This is a genomic window from Solibacillus sp. FSL W8-0372, assembly GCF_037969735.1.
Classification (GTDB): Bacteria; Bacillota; Bacilli; order Bacillales_A; family Planococcaceae; genus Solibacillus; species Solibacillus faecavium.
Map to the genome: position 1 here is coordinate 782,239 of NZ_CP150204.1, position 15,552 is coordinate 797,790.

The following is a 15,552-nucleotide window of genomic DNA, read 5'->3' on the forward strand; positions in this document are numbered from 1 at the left end:
TAATATAATAATAATAAGTATATATCAGAAAATTCTATAACTTCTAAAAAATGGAGGAAATAATGTATTGGAAGGAAAATCGCCTATGATGGTAGAAGCGCTTTTTAATGAATCGAGTGAGCAAATTATTATCTTTAATCGCCTTGGAAACTTGGAATTTATCAATAAAAAGGCGGAAGAAACTTTAAAGTCTGTGCATCTTCTGTCAAACTTTTGGAGTAACACTGATAAAAATAATAGCGAATGGGAACGATTTATACGCACCGTAATAGAAAATTCAACTTCTAGTACAACTTTATTTTTAGTAAATAAATATCATCAAAAAATGCCAATCAAGATTTGGGGATACTATCTTCAGCAGAAGCAGCTGATTTTTACACGAATTCAAATAAATCCTTCAAATGTTATTTCATTCGAAGAAAAAAACGATATGATCGTTTTCCAGAATTTGATTAATGGAATGGCTCAGGGTGTAATATTAACGATGTTAGATGGAAAGATATTATCGGTGAACGAAATGGCTTTACATTTATTGGATAGAAAGCCTGCGCAAATAGAAAACCGCAGTTATGATTATCTATTTGAAGATTGCCACTATGAATCGTCGGTTATTGTCCAATACTATAAAAAGATTTCAAATCGTGAAATGGCCAGCCTTTTTGTAAAAAAGGAAACCGCTGACGGGAAAACGGTTTATTTGAATTTCATAAGTAAAGTAGATGAAAATTTGGGGCTTTTAGTAACAACAATCATTGATCAGACAGAAGAAATGATGCTGCTTAAAAAGATTGAGCATCAGCAGTCGTTATCTTTCATTGGTCAAAATATTGCATCAATTGCGCATGAAATCCGCAATCCAATGACTTCTATCCAAGGATTTATTCAAATGATTAAAAGCAGTTTAAATGAGGAGCAAAATCCTTATTTTCAAATTGTAGAATCAGAACTAAAGCGAATGGATGACTTACTTGTAGACTTATTAAGTATTGCAAAACCTAAGAAGCAAGTGTTTAAGAGCCTGGATATGAAAGTACTTGTCGATGAAGCTATTCAACTGATGCAACCGACAGCACTGACGACCGATGCGATGATTGTATTTGAGTTTGATGAAGAAATCGAATATACAATGATGGGGGATTATAGCCGTTTAAAACAAATGGTTATAAATATACTTAAAAATGCTATTGAATCAGTGGAATACAATAATTACATTGTTGTTAAATTACTCTATTCTAAAGACTCCTCTATTAAGCTCTCTATTAAAGATAGCGGGAAAGGCATGAACTCGTTGGACTTGGAAAATGCGTTGAACCCATTCTATACTACGAAAGAGTATGGTTCGGGATTAGGGCTTTTGCTCGTTCAGTCTGTTATAAAAGAGCATAATGCGATCCTTCATATTGAGAGTGAGGTTGGTGTAGGTACTAACTTTATTGTTGAATTTAATCCACAAAGTAATAGGGAATTTATGAATCCGATACATGCCTACAAAATAGGTGAGAGTAGAATTTCAGCGAATATAAAGTGATTTTGACAAAACTTTCAATCCATCGCTATAATAAGCATATTACTCAAAATAGAGGATGGTATTTATGGCTTCAGAGGAAGTAAAACAATCGTTGAAATTATTTATTGTATTATCAAGAGCACATAAAGCGATAAATGAAGCGACGAATCAATTTATACAAAAAAATGGATTAAACCCAACAGAATTCGCAGTTCTCGAACTTTTATACCATAAAGGACGTCAGCCATTGCAGCAAATAGGGACAAAAATCTTATTGGCAAGTGGTTCGATTACGTATGTGGTTGATAAATTGGAGAAACGCGAGTTTTTGGCTCGGATTTCGTGTCCAAACGATCGACGTGTAACATATGCGGAAATTACCGATTTAGGTTCTGAATTCATGGACAAGTTATTTCCTGAGCATGAGCAAAATTTACATGGGTTACTGGATGCTTTATCAGGAGAAGAAAAACAAACAGCAATAGAATTGCTAAAAAAACTCGGTTTGTCTATAAAAGATCTATCCTATTAGTTATAGAATATATTAATTATTGGTGATGTAGCAGAAAGGGGGCTGTACCAAAAGTCGAATCGACTTTTGATACAGCCCCCTTTAACATTTGTTAAGTGTACTTCCCTTATCTTTTAGTGAATAGTTAAACCCATTTGGATAAAGGCATCCATTAAGTCTGCTTGTGGTGTATCGTAAATAGTTAAAGCGGCAATTAAATTAGAACGCTCAAGTACTACTTTTACCACTTTTTCTCCGTCCACTACGCCTTCATATCCCGTAATATTCAGAATTTCCGGACGTTCTGTTAAAATAGTCGAAAAATCTAGTTCCTTTAAATTATCCGGTGCAATTGCAGAAATTGTTTCTTTTGCTGTTGCTTTTATTTGCTCAAAAGTAGCTTCTTCTTTATTGATAACTTCAATTTGCATTGAAAGTTTGTCATCCTTATTAAAAATTAGATGATCAACACCAGGTTCCTCGGCTACTAAAGTATAATCTTCAAAATGTTGAATTGAATAATTCATTTCTTCACTTTTCGCTTCAACTACTTCCTCAGTAAAAGGCTGATTATTAGAAGAATAAGTTAATGTAGTAATCTCTTCTTTTTTTACATCTTGCTCATTTTTCGGTTCTTCAGCTGGTTCTGCAGACTCCGTATTTTCCTCTTGTTGTTCTTCTTGCTGTTCATCACTTTGAACTTGCTCATTTTCTAACTGTTCTTCATTTGCTGCTTTCGTAATAGGTTCCTCTGTGTCGGTATTACATGCTGCTAATACAGTAGAAAGTATAAGTGCTGTACTGATTGCTGTTAATGATTTTTTCATAATGCTCCCCCTTTTAATGTATAGACGGAATTTGGAAAGATAAGTTTCTGCTTTTATTGTATCAGAATAAAGGTAAAACTAAAAATAATAGTAAAACAAACACGATATGTGAAACGATAATTAGCGGTAAGCTTTTCTTCCATTCGTATAGTGTACCCCATAAAATACCTGCAACAATTGCTGCTAACGCACCTGGCATAAAACCGCTAAGCGCTAGTGAAAGTGAAAATAAAATAGAAGTAACAATAACGGCCCAAAAAGGTGATGTGAACTGTTTTAATTGTTGTTGTACATAGCCACGCCAAAACATTTCTTCTCCAACTGCAACTATAAAAATTAACAGCAGGTAATGGAAAATATTTTGTGGACCGTATACATCCAGGAATTTCGTAATTTCATTTACAGCATTTTTATCGATATAAGGCATTAGCATATAGCCGAGTTTTACGAGACCATATGTAATCGTTCCATAACCTATACCAAAAATCAAATACTGCCAGGTCGGAATACGATCTTCAAATTTTCCCGCTACTAAACTTATCGCAATTCCTACTAACAATGTAAACGCGTATAAATACCAAAAAACGGATCTCTCATAAAATGTAAAGTACATCATACTAAAAATAAAAACTAATGCCACAAGGAGAGTAATGGTTTGTTTCTTGTTTTTCAATGAATTCAGCCTCCTTTAACGTATGTTAACAAAAAATACCCCTTTTATCATCATCTCAATGTTAAAAAGGGTATTTTGCATTAAATTATTCGTTATTAGCTAATATTTTATACCGTTTGTGATTAACAACTGTTTTTTCTTCCATTTCTAAATCATGAAAATTATCCGTAATTGTAATATCTACAATGACTGAATTCTCATTCACCTTTTCAACGACACCTTTTATGCCGTCTTTAAACTCGATTATATTTCCAACTTCAGCAATTTTCATACACAGTCAACCCCTTCATCGACTAATAAATAACAGTTTGTTTGAAATTATACTATAAAGTTCTGTTAGTTTGAATAATTTTGTCATTTTAATATTATTTATTTATTTTTTCTTTTAGATTAGGAGGTTAATATATGGGATAATAATAAGAAAATTAGAAGAAGGAAGGGTGTTTAAATGGCTGACTATCAAGCAATACTAGATCAATTACGAAATGGAGAAGTCAAGTCTATATTAATTAAGAAGAGTGATTTTTTACATTTCCGTGAACATCTAGTAAAAGATCCACAATTTAAACATTTCCGCGGGGTAGCAAAGCAAGGCGGAGACGTTGAATACACATTTTTAGAAAATCCAAGATCATAATTATTGTCGAATTATGCCTAATGATTTTTTTGTAAGATCCTTACAAAGCGAGTATAATAATGGTAAATCACTATGATGAGGAGGGTGTAGGATTGGGTAGAGCAATGCGGGATAGGGCGCTACTAATCGAAATTGAATTGAAACGGAAACAAATGATTCAATCAGGCTTGGAAAATGGATTACAAAGTGATATTACCCTTCAGTTAAGCAAGCAAGTTGATCGCTTAATGAATGCTTTTGATCAATCGCAAAATGCAAAAATAATAATACACTCGGCGAATGAAAATAATTTATAAATTTATGTTTAAATTTTTAACATGGGGGAATAATAACTTTGAACACAGCAACATTCTCATTTCCCCCTTTAGAGTAGAAGCGAACAAACGCTACTGCTCTCTTTTTTTGTTTTTCTGCAAAATACTCAATGGTATTCTAAATTTTTAGAAATTACTGACATTGAAGTTTAGTCTAGTTTTGTTAAAATAAAAGAAAATACTAAAGGGGAATAGATATGAAATCACAGAAAATTGGCTTCATTGGCACAGGGGTAATGGGAGCAAGCATTGTCAAGCATTTACTCAATGCAGGTCACGAAGTTACGATATATACAAGAACAAAAAGTAAAGCGGAAGAGTTAATTACATTAGGCGCATCGTGGGCCTCTTCACCCGCAGAGGCTAGTAAAGATCAACATATTATATTTACGATGGTTGGATATCCAAAAGATGTTGAAGAAGTGTATTTTGGTACCGGCGGAATTTTCTCTGTTGTAAAAGAAGATACGATTCTTGTTGATATGACTACTTCTGAACCAACGTTTGCGAAAAAAATTTATAATGAGGCAAAAAGTAAAGGACTACATAGTTTAGATGCGCCTGTTTCGGGTGGCGATATTGGCGCAAAAAATGGAACCCTATCCCTTATGGTTGGAGGAGACTTTAATATATTTGAAAAGATGAAGCCGATTTTCGAAGTATTTGGTCAAAATATAATTTATCAGGGTGAAGCCGGAAATGGGCAACATACGAAAATGTGCAATCAAATAGCAATTGCCTCAGGAATGATTGGCGTATGTGAATCGATGGCTTACGGACTTAAGGCGGGTCTTTCGATGGATGATGTTCTTCGCTCGATTACAGCCGGAGCTGCAGGCTCATGGTCCTTATCAAACCTCGCTCCTCGTATACTTAAGGGTGATTTGGAGCCAGGTTTTTATATTAAACACATAATTAAAGATATGAAGATTGCTCTTGATGAAGCAGAGCGCATGAATCTCCAACTCCCAGGTTTGGCCTTAGCCAAATCAATGTATGATCAATTGCTTGATGAAGGATATGGAGATAACGGTACTCAAGCATTAGTTGAATATTATAAGTAAGTAATTTGACATAATATTTATAGTAGATATAAATGCCGCATGATACAATAGAGTTATTGTTAACCTGGGAGTTTGGAAGGAGAGGCATGTATTGGAGAATCAAAAAGGGATTTTACTGGAAAGTGGAACGAATGAACTTGAAATTGTTGAATTTGAAGTAGCAAATAATAAATTTGGTATTAATGTAATTAAAGTGAAGGAAATTATTCAACCAATTCCAGTCACATTTATTCCACATGCACATCCACATGTAGAGGGAATTATACAATTACGCGGAGAAGTGTTGCCGGTAGTTGATATGCTGAAAGTGTTGGGAATACCAACAGAAAACCGAAATCCACAGCAAAAGTATATTGTGGCAGAATTTAATAAACAACGTGTAGTATTTCATGTAGATAATGTTACGCAAATTCACCGTATTTCGTGGGATCAAATCGAAAAGCCTTCTGATATGTATCAGGGCGGGACATCACAAGTAATAGGTGTTATTAAGCATAACGATGAAATGATATTACTTTTAGACTTTGAAAAAATAATGGTGGATATTAATCCTGAATCGAGTATCAGCGTAGAAGCAGTGAAAAAGCTTGGTAAGCGTGAACGAACTGAAAAGAAAGTCATAATTGCTGAGGATTCACCGTTGCTGCGTAAGCTATTGTTCGATACGATGAATGAAGCAGGTTATGTTAATACTGAGTTTTTTGAAAATGGTCGTGATGCATACGATTATTTGGAAGCACTAGTCAAAGCGGATAAAGAAATTGAAAAGCATGTCCAAATGGTTGTTACAGATATTGAAATGCCCCAAATGGATGGTCATCATTTAACGAAGAAAATTAAAACCCATCCGGATTTACAAAAGCTCCCTGTAATTATTTTCTCTAGCCTAATTACCGACGATTTACGTCATAAAGGAGAAAAAGTAGGAGCAGAAGACCAAATTTCCAAGCCGGAAATTACAGAGTTAATTTTACGTATGGATAAGCTGATTTTGTAAAAACCATACAATGAATTGATACTTCCTTTTAAAATGTATAGAATAATGAAAAAGCCGGGTACTTGTAAAAGTAATTCCGGCTATTTTTGTATAGTGATTCGATTATTATATCCACTTATGAATTAGAAACATGAAAAAGGAGGCGATATGCACCTATGAAAAATTTAAAAACAGCAATTATTGATATAGGTTCAAATACAATTCGACTTGTACTCTATTCCTATAGTAAAAATGAAGGCTTAAAAGAGTTTGGAAATATAAAGACAGTAGCACGACTTCGCACGTATCTTATGCCGAATGAAGAAATGTCCGAAGAGGGGATAAATTTACTGGCAGAAACGTTAAAGTCATTTCGATTAATATTGGCAGATTATGAGGTGACAGATGTTAAGGCTGCGGCGACTGCTGCGGTACGCCAAGCGTTAAATAATGAGGCAATCATTCACCGCATGAAAGAAGAGACGGGCATTAATGTAGATATATTATCAGAAGAAGAGGAAGCTTATTATGGTTTTGTTGCAGTAGCACATTCGATGGATACCCCTTCTGCTGTAACAATAGATATTGGTGGGGGTTCTACAGAAATTACTTTGTTTACGAATAAAAAGCTTCAAAAAACATTTAGCTTTCCATTTGGAACCGTTACATTGAAACAGAAATTTGTAGGTAATACTATCATAAGTGAAAAGGAACGCGAGAAACTTTGTACTTTTTTGCAGGAACAATTTTCCTCTTTAAAATGGATTGTCGATGCTAAATTGCCGGTTATAGCAATTGGTGGTAGTGCCCGTAATATTGCGCAAGTTCATCAACAGAAAATAGGCTACCCATTATCAGGTGTTCATCAGTACGAAATAAAGCTTAACGAGTTAAAGAAGCTTGGTGGTTATTTGACGGCATTATCATACGATGAGTTAATGCAGCTAGATGGACTCTCTTCAGATCGTGCAGATACGATTGTACCAGCTCTTGAAGTATTTATAGCGCTTATGTCAGTTGTAAATACAGACAGTTTTCAGATCAGTAAGAAAGGTTTGCGGGAAGGGCTTATTATTAGCCGCGTTTTGCAAGGAAATCCCAAAGCGTATAATAAGTATAATGTTTTTGAAGAGAGCGGCAGGCAGCTTGCTTTAGCGTATGGGCGTTCTGAGGAAGAAGCTGCGACATTAGAAAAACTGACCGAGAACTTTTATGAACAATGTTGTAAAGGAAAATTATTTGAATTCAATGATGCTGATTTACAGCTCTTGAAAAAATCAGCTAAAGTTTATGCGATAGGAGAATATATTGAACTGGATTCTTCCAGTCAGCATACATTTTATTTAATTTCAAATCAATCTATAGCTGGTTTATCCCATTTAGATCGAGTGAAGCTTGCGTTACTCGCATCTTATAAAAACCGTGATTACTTTGCAAGATTCGCCAAACCATATGAAACGTGGATTTCAAAGGAAGAATTGAAAAAGCTTCGAGATTTTGGTGCTATCCTGAAATTCATCTATGCCTTGAATATGACGAAGCGCAATGTTGTAAAGAAACTTTCAATACAAAAAGTAAATGATTACCTTCAAATAGAGGTGATTACAACAGAACGGGCTATTGCCGAATTGGCACAGGCAGAAAAACAAAAAAAGCATCTAGAACGTGTTTTCAAAAGTGAAGTGAAACTTTTATTCAAAGAAGAAGGGTGGAATTAGGAATGACAAGAAATATTGAAGCGGATTCCTTTTTCGAAGAGAATAATGAGGAACTGAATGCTCGAATTCATATTCTTGAGGAGATTGCGAAACCACAATATTATAATAACCGTGAATTGAGTTGGCTGGCATTTAATGAGCGTGTTCTGGAGGAAGCAGAAGATAAGAACAATCCGTTATTAGAGCGATTGAAATTTTTGGCAATATTTAGTTCGAATCTGGATGAGTTTTTTATGGTTCGTGTAGCTGGACTGCAAGATCAAATTCGTGCAGGATTCCACAAACCTGAAAATAAATCAGGATTGACACCGAAAGAGCAACTCGCAAAAATTGCTGAACGTACACAAGCATTAGTGCGACGTCAAACTGAAGTTTATCGCCATTTAGTATATGAATTATTGCCGAAAGAAAATGTTCATATTCGCGATTTGAAGTTATTGAATCCTGAACAGAAAAACTTTGTGAATGAATTATTCGAAGAGACGATTTTCCCGGTTTTGACTCCGGTAGCGGTCGATGCCTATCGTCCATTTCCGACTTTGTTAGGACGTACGCTCAACTTACTTGTCCGGTTGGAAAATAACATTCCAGATCCTGAAAATATGGATAGAGTGGCAATAGTACAGGTTCCATCTGTTTTAGATCGTTTTATTAAAGTACCTTCTTCGGGGGATGAAACGGTATTCGTATTATTGGAGGATGTAATATCCAACAATATAAACCGTTTATTTTTCGGTTATAAAGTAAAATCGACTCAAGCTTTTCGTTTAACAAGAAATGCTGATTTAACGATTCATGAGGAAGGCGCACAGGATCTTTTAGTAGAAATTGAAAAAGAGCTGAAAAAGCGTAAATGGGGTGTTGGCTCACGGCTGGAAGTGCGTGATGGTGAAATGAATGACGATGTTCTAGAGTATTTATTGGATGAGTTTGAAATTGAGGAAACTGATGTTTTTAAAATTGATGGACCACTTGATCTAACAGCTATGTTTGCCTTTGTAAAAGTAATATCAGTAGGCAGGGAGCATTTAGAATATGAAAGCTTTATTCCACAGCCACCCCAAGATCTACAATCAGATGAAAATATTTATGAAAAAGCATTAACGCAAGATTTATTTTTCCATCACCCATTCGAATCGTTTGCACCTATTGTCGACTTTATCTCAGAAGCGGCTGAAGATCCGAGTGTGTTAGCGATTAAGCAAACGTTATACCGAGTTAGCGGAAATTCGCCAATTATACAAGCGTTAAAACAAGCAGCAGAAAATGGTAAGCAAGTGACCGTGCTGGTGGAACTTAAGGCCCGCTTTGATGAAGAAAACAATGTACATTGGGCAAAGCAGCTAGAGCAGGCTGGCTGTCTCGTTATTTACGGTATGAATAACTTGAAAACACATTCCAAAATCACACTTGTTGTGCGTCGTCGACAAGGAAAGATTGAGCGTTTCGTCCATTTAGGGACGGGAAATTATAATGATGCAACAGCGAAAATCTATACAGATATGGGCATCATCACATCAAATAAAGAATTCGGCATTGATGCGACTAACTTCTTTAACTATTTAAGTGGTTATACGAGTAAGCCAAAATTTAATCATATTGTCGTTGCTCCTTTTGATATCCGCGATGAGTTCCTTAATTTAATCGAAAAGGAAATTGCATTACATAAACACCATGGCAATGGCTTTATCCGAGCAAAAATGAATTCATTAACGGATAAGGATTTAATGATGAAATTGTATGAAGCATCAATTGCAGGGGTGAAAATCGAACTTATTATCCGAGGGATTTGCTGTATTCGACCAGGAATTCCCGGTATTTCGGAAAATATAACCGTGTTGAGTATTGTAGGGCGATTCCTTGAGCATTCACGAATTTTCTGGTTCCATCACAACGGAGAGAATAATATTTATTTATCTTCTGCTGATATGATGACTAGAAATATGATTAAACGTGTAGAAATACTATTCCCGATTTATTCTGAGGATATTAAAGAACGTATCCAACGCATTATGCTTACACAAATAGAGGATAACCAAAAGGCGAGAATCCAAGACTCGAATGGTAATTACCATTATAAAGAAGATCATAATAGTGAGCTTCGTATTAATAGTCAGGAAATCTTTTTAATCGAATCGCTTGGTACGATTGTTGAGGAATAAACAAAGTGAAACTACTATGGATAAAAAAATTCATAGTAGTTTCAGATTGTCGACAAAAGGTCACGAGATACCTTTTGTCTTTTTTTTTATTAATTTTTACTAGATGCTTTGCAGGAATAAGTTGTTCATGTTCATTGATTTAAAATGATTACTAGTCATCGTAGATATCCTATCTCACTTTATTTAAAGCGATGAATAAGTTGATTGGAGTGGAGGGACCGTGACTCCACCGGGAATAGCGAAATTTATTTTACGACGAGTAATCGCTGGAGCCGTGCCCCGGGAAAGCAGTCCCGGAATGGAAATCAACGGTTTTCAATAGTTAACTTTATTTTAATTAAAAAGAATGTAGGCAATCCCGAATTCCTTCGAGTTTATTTACAGTATGAAACTAGAAGAATGGCGCATGATGCAGAATTTATTTATATTTTAGTAGGTATTTACACTCCACTGTAGTAAAATATAAATATGAATGGTTGTTCATTTTATATGCAAAGGGGATGTATGGAATGCTACAAAATAAGACAATTATTATTACAGGTGGATCTAGCGGGATGGGGCTTGGTATGGCGAAGCAATTCGTGAAAGAAGGTGCCAACATTGTGATTACCGGGCGCGATATAGAACGCCTTGAAAATGCAAAGAAAGAAATATTAGCGTTAGGTTCCAATGTTGAAGTATTTCAAATGGATGTTCGTGAACCAGAGCATGCCCAGGCAATGGTCGCTTTTACTGTTGAAAAATTTGGACAAGTAGACGGCTTAGTCAATAATGCTGCGGGGAACTTTATTGTGCACGCTGAAAAATTATCGCCAAATGGTTGGAAAGCGGTTATTGATATTGTTTTAAATGGTACATTTTATTGTTCATCAGCAGTAGGACGTTACTGGATTGAAAACGGTATTAAAGGTTCCATTCTAAATATGGTTGCAACATATGCTTGGGGTGCAGGCGCAGGAGTTGTCCACTCTGCAGCTGCCAAAGCGGGTGTATTATCAATGACGCGTACACTGGCTGTTGAATGGGGAGGGCAATATGGTATTCGAGTGAATGCAATTGCTCCAGGCCCAATTGAGCGTACAGGTGGAGCAGATAAATTATGGGAATCAGAGGAACAGGCAAAGCGTACAATTAATTCTGTACCATTAAAACGACTTGGTACGCCAGAAGAAATTGCGGATTTAGCGACATTTATGTTATCTGATAAAGCAAGTTATTTAAACGGTGAATGTATTACATTGGACGGTGGTCAATGGCTGAATCAACATCCATTCTAAAAAGTATAGTCTGCCATTAATTGCTACATACTATTGCTAATCGTAGAAGGAGGCGATAGGTATGTGGCTATATCCAACGATTTTCGTTGTGTTTCTTCTTAGCTTTATTGGCTACTATTTGACGGTTCGTGTTGGTCATAATATAGAAGATAGCGGGGAGGAACGGGATTCAGAAGTGCCTGAAGAAATTCAGGAGCATCCTTTTTTGCTTAATCCGATTATTTTATCCTATGTTGTTTTTGGAGCATTTACCGGAATCATTATTTTTTATTACTGGGCAAGAGGATACTGACTTTTATGCATAATGAGACGTTTTTACTCGTCTTATTATGCTTTTTCTTTTTTTGAATAGGCACCTTTCTTAGTAATAAAGTTGATTGGTATGGTATTATAAGTATGAGAGAAGTTGTTTTGTCATAGGGCAAAACATTTGAATGACGGTAGTGGTTTTAGGTTATTGACTATGGGCTACTTGTTATTAGCGGGAAAAAGGAGTAGAATGTCATGATTTCAACGAACAACAGAGCTTTACTAGAAATGCCTATTAAAGACTTTATTATTTCATCTGAGAAGGTAGCACATGTACAAAGTGGCAATAGCGCTGAACATGCATTATTAGTATTAACGAAAACCGGATATTCTTCCATTCCAGTATTGGACGTAAAGTATCGCTTAAAAGGATTATTAAGTACAAAAATGATTACAGAGTCGATTTTAGGGCTAGAGCGAATTGAATATGATAAATTGGCCGATATTCGTGTCGATGAAGTAATGAATCAAGAAGTAGTGTATTTAAAAGTTTCCGATACGTTCCAACGTGCCCTTGATTTAGTCATTAACCATGCCTTTTTATGTGTTGTCGATGACGAAGGTACGTTTGTCGGTATAATGACACGCAGAATTATTTTAAAACAATTAAAAAAATATATTTATCAACATAACGCTTAATTAGGAAATCGGCAAAGTCCAAATGGATTTTGTCGATTTTTTAATCGAATAGACGGAAAGGGAGAATAGCAATGACAGCTACGGAAGCCGAAATAATTAAAGTACTGGCAGAAGAGAGAAACATGCGAAAAGCGGCAGAGCGGCTTTTTTTAACACAACCTGCTTTATCGCAAAGGTTACAGTCAATTGAAAAAGAATGGGGTGCCCAACTTTTTATACGTTCCCAAAAAGGGCTGACACCGACGCCTGCAGGAGAGCTTGTAATTCAATATTCGAGTGAAATGATTATAAAGCGGGAAGATATTTTTGAAACAATTCAAGCATTGAATTCAAAGGTTCATGGTACATTAAAGATTGCCTGTGCCTCAATTGTAGGGCAAAATTGGTTACCAAAAGTGTTGAAGGACTATGTAACAAAATATCCTGATACGAAAATCTCGCTCATGACTGGCTGGAGCTCTGAAATTGTAAAAGCACTTTATGATGGAGAAGCGCATATCGGTATTGTCCGCGGTCAATCAGAATGGAAAGGAAAAAAGATTCACTTATTTCGGGATACAATGTATTTAGTAGATAAAGAAATTAAAGATATGGAAGATATTATTACATCAGACAGACCTTTTATTCAGTTTAAAAGTGATTCAAACTATTATCAGGAAATTCAGCAATGGTGGCAGCGTCATTTTAACTATAATCCAAAGCATCAAATTATCGTGGATCAAATCGAAACATGTAAGCAAATGGCATTGAACGGAATTGGATATGCGATTTTACCTTCTATTACGTTAAACGGGGAGGAGAATGTCCATAAAATTTCCTTAACGAATAAAGAGAAGGATGATGGATTAGGTTTAACGCGGGATACATGGCTTATAGGCTACGAATCAACATTTGAACTCCGTCAAGTGCAGGCATTTGTCGACGTCGTACAAGATCATGCACGTTGTCTTTATGATTATTCAAAAGAAACCAATTAAAAAAGTTTTAATTTGGCTGAAAATTTAGTACAATTAGTCATGTTAAAAATACTAACATGCAGTGAGGTGTCCAAATGGAAAAGTTAAATGCACAACAAATTATTGATTTTATTTCACAATCAAAAAAGGTTACACCAGTGAAGGTATATGTGAAGGGTAATGGTGTTGCAGATTTATCATATGGTGAACAAAGTAAAGTTTTCGGAGAAGGAAATCATGCAGTAGTATTTGGTGAATGGTCAGAAATAGAGGCTTCATTAAAAGAGCATGCTCAAAACATTGAAGATTATGTTATAGAAAATGATCGCCGTCATTCAGGTGTACCACTTTTAGATTTAAAACATGTAAACGCACGTATTGAACCAGGTGCTATTATTCGTGATCAAGTAACAATTGGGGATAATGCAGTTATTATGATGGGTGCGATTATTAATATTGGTGCTGAAATCGGTGCGAAAACAATGATAGATATGGGTGTTGTATTAGGTGGTCGCGCAACAGTCGGAGATAACTGCCATATTGGTGCTGGATCAGTATTAGCCGGTGTTGTGGAGCCACCTAGTGCTTTACCGGTTGTAGTGGAAGATGATGTAGTAATTGGTGCAAACGCCGTAGTGTTAGAAGGTGTGCGTATTGGTAAAGGTGCAGTTGTAGCAGCCGGTGCAATCGTCATTAAAGATGTAGAACCATATACAGTCGTGGCAGGTGTTCCTGCTCGTGAAATCAAGAAATTAGATGAAAAAACTAAATCAAAAACAGAAATTATTGATTCTTTAAGACAGTTATAAGAAGGTAGGTTATTATGAGCCATCTCATTGATATAAGACGGGACCTACATAAAATTCCGGAAATAGGGTTTAAAGAATTCAAAACACAAAGCTATTTATTGCAGTTCATTTCAAACTTGGATCAACAATATTTGCAAATCACAACTTGGAAGACTGGTATAGTCGTTTATATAAAAGGGACGAATCCTACAAAACTAATCGGTTGGCGAACAGATATTGATGGGCTCCCAGTACAGGAAGAAACGGGCTTATCCTTTTCGTCTGAGTTTGAAGGGTATATGCATGCTTGTGGACATGATTGTCATATGGCAATTGCGCTTGGTTTAGTTGAAGCCTTCTCCAAACAGCCTCCAATTCAGAATGTCGTAATTTATTTTCAGCCGGCTGAGGAAGGACCAGGGGGAGCAGAACCGATGCTTGAGTGGTTAAAAGCAGAACAACCACTGCTTGTTGCCAATGAGATATATGCACTGCATATTGCTCCTGAATATCCTGTTGGAACAATTGCGACTAAGCCTGGACTATTGTTTGCGAATACGTCAGAGCTATTTATCGATCTAAAAGGTATTGGCGGGCATGCAGCCTATCCACATAAGACAAGGGATATGACCATTGCAGCGGCAAATTTACTTTTGCAGCTTCAAACAGTTATTAGCCGTAATGTCGACCCGATGGATAGTGCAGTTATTACTGTAGGAAAAATGACAGCCGGCACAGTACAGAATGTAATAGCTGAGAATGCGCGGTTGGAAGGTACGATCAGAACGTTGAATGCAGATGCTATGGCAGAAGTGAAAAGACGTATTGAGGCGATTTGTGCGGGTATTGAAGCAGCATTCGAATGTACTGTTTCGATTGATTACGGCTCGATGTATTATGAAGTAAACAATGATGCAGAGTGTGCGAACGCACTGTTACAGTTTGCCGAACAATTTGATGGCGCTATTGCATATGAATGTCCTGCAGCAATGACAGGTGAGGACTTTGGTTATTTTATAAAGGATATACCTGGTGCAATGTTTTGGACAGGAGCAGCTTCATCATATGGTCTTCATCATGCGAAGATGGTACCAGATGAATTATTAATTCCGCTTAATTGTCAATTTGTAGAGCAATTTTTGCGACAACGTTAATAGTTTAATAAAGTAAAAGGGATGCCAGGACTTTTCCTGG

At 36.0% G+C, this 15,552-nt stretch carries 17 protein-coding genes; 14 read left to right on the forward strand and 3 right to left on the reverse strand.

Going from position 1 to position 15,552, the window contains the following annotated elements; translation table 11 throughout:
- Positions 1 to 67: 67 nt before the first annotated feature.
- Together MKY13_RS03695 and MKY13_RS03700 are read left to right on the forward strand one after the other, a co-directional pair.
- Positions 68 to 1,528 carry an ATP-binding protein gene (locus MKY13_RS03695; protein WP_191698580.1) on the forward strand — a complete coding sequence of 487 codons (1,461 nt, stop codon included), beginning with the start codon at positions 68 to 70 and terminating at the stop codon, positions 1,526 to 1,528.
- A 64-nt stretch (positions 1,529 to 1,592) separates the two neighbouring features.
- Positions 1,593 to 2,039: a MarR family transcriptional regulator gene (locus MKY13_RS03700; RefSeq protein WP_191698579.1), complete on the forward strand. Its 447-nt coding sequence runs from the start codon at positions 1,593 to 1,595 to the stop codon at positions 2,037 to 2,039.
- A gap of 113 nt (positions 2,040 to 2,152) precedes the next feature.
- On the opposite strand, the gene MKY13_RS03705 is transcribed toward MKY13_RS03700, so the two are convergent.
- The 3 genes from MKY13_RS03705 to MKY13_RS03715 all read right to left on the reverse strand — a co-directional run bounded on the left by MKY13_RS03705 (position 2,153) and on the right by MKY13_RS03715 (position 3,789).
- Complete coding sequence (locus MKY13_RS03705) at positions 2,153 to 2,845, reverse strand: chemotaxis protein (RefSeq protein ID WP_191698578.1); 693 nt, start codon at positions 2,843 to 2,845, stop codon at positions 2,153 to 2,155.
- A gap of 61 nt (positions 2,846 to 2,906) precedes the next feature.
- Complete coding sequence (locus MKY13_RS03710) at positions 2,907 to 3,518, reverse strand: type II CAAX endopeptidase family protein (RefSeq protein ID WP_225231068.1); 612 nt, start codon at positions 3,516 to 3,518, stop codon at positions 2,907 to 2,909.
- Positions 3,519 to 3,603: 85 nt separating this feature from the next.
- On the reverse strand, positions 3,604 to 3,789 hold the full coding sequence (locus MKY13_RS03715; protein WP_191698577.1) for a DUF2187 family protein: 186 nt from the start codon (positions 3,787 to 3,789) through the stop codon (positions 3,604 to 3,606).
- A 177-nt stretch (positions 3,790 to 3,966) separates the two neighbouring features.
- Here MKY13_RS03715 and MKY13_RS03720 point away from each other — a divergent pair, with 177 nt between their 5' ends.
- From MKY13_RS03720 to MKY13_RS03775, 12 genes are all read left to right on the forward strand, one after another.
- Positions 3,967 to 4,155 (forward strand): hypothetical protein, encoded by a 189-nt coding sequence (locus MKY13_RS03720; protein WP_191698576.1) that lies wholly within the window; start codon positions 3,967 to 3,969, stop codon positions 4,153 to 4,155.
- Positions 4,156 to 4,247: 92 nt separating this feature from the next.
- A complete protein-coding gene (locus tag MKY13_RS03725) occupies positions 4,248 to 4,451 on the forward strand; it encodes an aspartyl-phosphate phosphatase Spo0E family protein (RefSeq protein WP_191698575.1) in 204 nt (67 codons plus the stop codon).
- Between the two features lie 215 nt (positions 4,452 to 4,666).
- Positions 4,667 to 5,533, forward strand: a complete 867-nt coding sequence (locus tag MKY13_RS03730; RefSeq protein ID WP_191698574.1) for an NAD(P)-dependent oxidoreductase — start codon at positions 4,667 to 4,669, stop codon at positions 5,531 to 5,533.
- 91 nt (positions 5,534 to 5,624) lie between these two features.
- The gene (locus MKY13_RS03735; RefSeq protein WP_191698573.1) at positions 5,625 to 6,530 is read left to right on the forward strand and encodes a chemotaxis protein; all 906 of its coding nucleotides are present in this window, start codon (positions 5,625 to 5,627) and stop codon (positions 6,528 to 6,530) included.
- Positions 6,531 to 6,685: 155 nt separating this feature from the next.
- Positions 6,686 to 8,227 (forward strand): Ppx/GppA family phosphatase, encoded by a 1,542-nt coding sequence (locus MKY13_RS03740; protein WP_191698572.1) that lies wholly within the window; start codon positions 6,686 to 6,688, stop codon positions 8,225 to 8,227.
- Between the two features lie 2 nt (positions 8,228 to 8,229).
- The gene (locus MKY13_RS03745; RefSeq protein WP_191698571.1) at positions 8,230 to 10,389 is read left to right on the forward strand and encodes an RNA degradosome polyphosphate kinase; all 2,160 of its coding nucleotides are present in this window, start codon (positions 8,230 to 8,232) and stop codon (positions 10,387 to 10,389) included.
- Between the two features lie 509 nt (positions 10,390 to 10,898).
- Positions 10,899 to 11,666: a 2,4-dienoyl-CoA reductase gene (gene fadH / locus MKY13_RS03750; protein ID WP_191698570.1), complete on the forward strand. Its 768-nt coding sequence runs from the start codon at positions 10,899 to 10,901 to the stop codon at positions 11,664 to 11,666.
- Positions 11,667 to 11,727: 61 nt separating this feature from the next.
- Positions 11,728 to 11,958: a short-chain dehydrogenase gene (locus MKY13_RS03755; protein ID WP_191698569.1), complete on the forward strand. Its 231-nt coding sequence runs from the start codon at positions 11,728 to 11,730 to the stop codon at positions 11,956 to 11,958.
- A gap of 212 nt (positions 11,959 to 12,170) precedes the next feature.
- Entirely contained in the window at positions 12,171 to 12,614 is a 444-nt protein-coding gene (cbpB, locus tag MKY13_RS03760) for a cyclic-di-AMP-binding protein CbpB (protein WP_191698568.1), read from the forward strand.
- A 71-nt stretch (positions 12,615 to 12,685) separates the two neighbouring features.
- Positions 12,686 to 13,591: a LysR family transcriptional regulator gene (locus MKY13_RS03765; protein ID WP_339215387.1), complete on the forward strand. Its 906-nt coding sequence runs from the start codon at positions 12,686 to 12,688 to the stop codon at positions 13,589 to 13,591.
- Between the two features lie 74 nt (positions 13,592 to 13,665).
- Positions 13,666 to 14,379, forward strand: coding sequence for a 2,3,4,5-tetrahydropyridine-2,6-dicarboxylate N-acetyltransferase (dapD, locus tag MKY13_RS03770; RefSeq protein WP_191698566.1), 714 nt, complete (start codon positions 13,666 to 13,668; stop codon positions 14,377 to 14,379).
- A gap of 14 nt (positions 14,380 to 14,393) precedes the next feature.
- A complete protein-coding gene (locus MKY13_RS03775; protein WP_339215389.1) occupies positions 14,394 to 15,512 on the forward strand; it encodes an N-acetyldiaminopimelate deacetylase in 1,119 nt (372 codons plus the stop codon).
- The last annotated feature ends 40 nt before the right edge of the window (positions 15,513 to 15,552 follow it).

What these genes read in the sequence shown, in the direction of transcription:
- dapD (WP_191698566.1), top strand. Translation starts at nt 13,666, where the DNA reads ATGGAAAAGTTAAATGCACAACAAATTATTGATTTTATTTCACAATCA.
- MKY13_RS03745 (WP_191698571.1), top strand. Translation starts at nt 8,230, where the DNA reads ATGACAAGAAATATTGAAGCGGATTCCTTTTTCGAAGAGAATAATGAG.
- MKY13_RS03720 (WP_191698576.1), top strand. Translation starts at nt 3,967, where the DNA reads ATGGCTGACTATCAAGCAATACTAGATCAATTACGAAATGGAGAAGTC.
- MKY13_RS03765 (WP_339215387.1), top strand. Translation starts at nt 12,686, where the DNA reads ATGACAGCTACGGAAGCCGAAATAATTAAAGTACTGGCAGAAGAGAGA.
- MKY13_RS03700 (WP_191698579.1), top strand. Translation starts at nt 1,593, where the DNA reads ATGGCTTCAGAGGAAGTAAAACAATCGTTGAAATTATTTATTGTATTA.
- fadH (WP_191698570.1), top strand. Translation starts at nt 10,899, where the DNA reads ATGCTACAAAATAAGACAATTATTATTACAGGTGGATCTAGCGGGATG.
- MKY13_RS03755 (WP_191698569.1), top strand. Translation starts at nt 11,728, where the DNA reads ATGTGGCTATATCCAACGATTTTCGTTGTGTTTCTTCTTAGCTTTATT.
- MKY13_RS03775 (WP_339215389.1), top strand. Translation starts at nt 14,394, where the DNA reads ATGAGCCATCTCATTGATATAAGACGGGACCTACATAAAATTCCGGAA.
- MKY13_RS03740 (WP_191698572.1), top strand. Translation starts at nt 6,686, where the DNA reads ATGAAAAATTTAAAAACAGCAATTATTGATATAGGTTCAAATACAATT.
- MKY13_RS03730 (WP_191698574.1), top strand. Translation starts at nt 4,667, where the DNA reads ATGAAATCACAGAAAATTGGCTTCATTGGCACAGGGGTAATGGGAGCA.
- MKY13_RS03715 (WP_191698577.1), bottom strand. Translation starts at nt 3,789, where the DNA reads ATGAAAATTGCTGAAGTTGGAAATATAATCGAGTTTAAAGACGGCATA.
- MKY13_RS03705 (WP_191698578.1), bottom strand. Translation starts at nt 2,845, where the DNA reads ATGAAAAAATCATTAACAGCAATCAGTACAGCACTTATACTTTCTACT.
- cbpB (WP_191698568.1), top strand. Translation starts at nt 12,171, where the DNA reads ATGATTTCAACGAACAACAGAGCTTTACTAGAAATGCCTATTAAAGAC.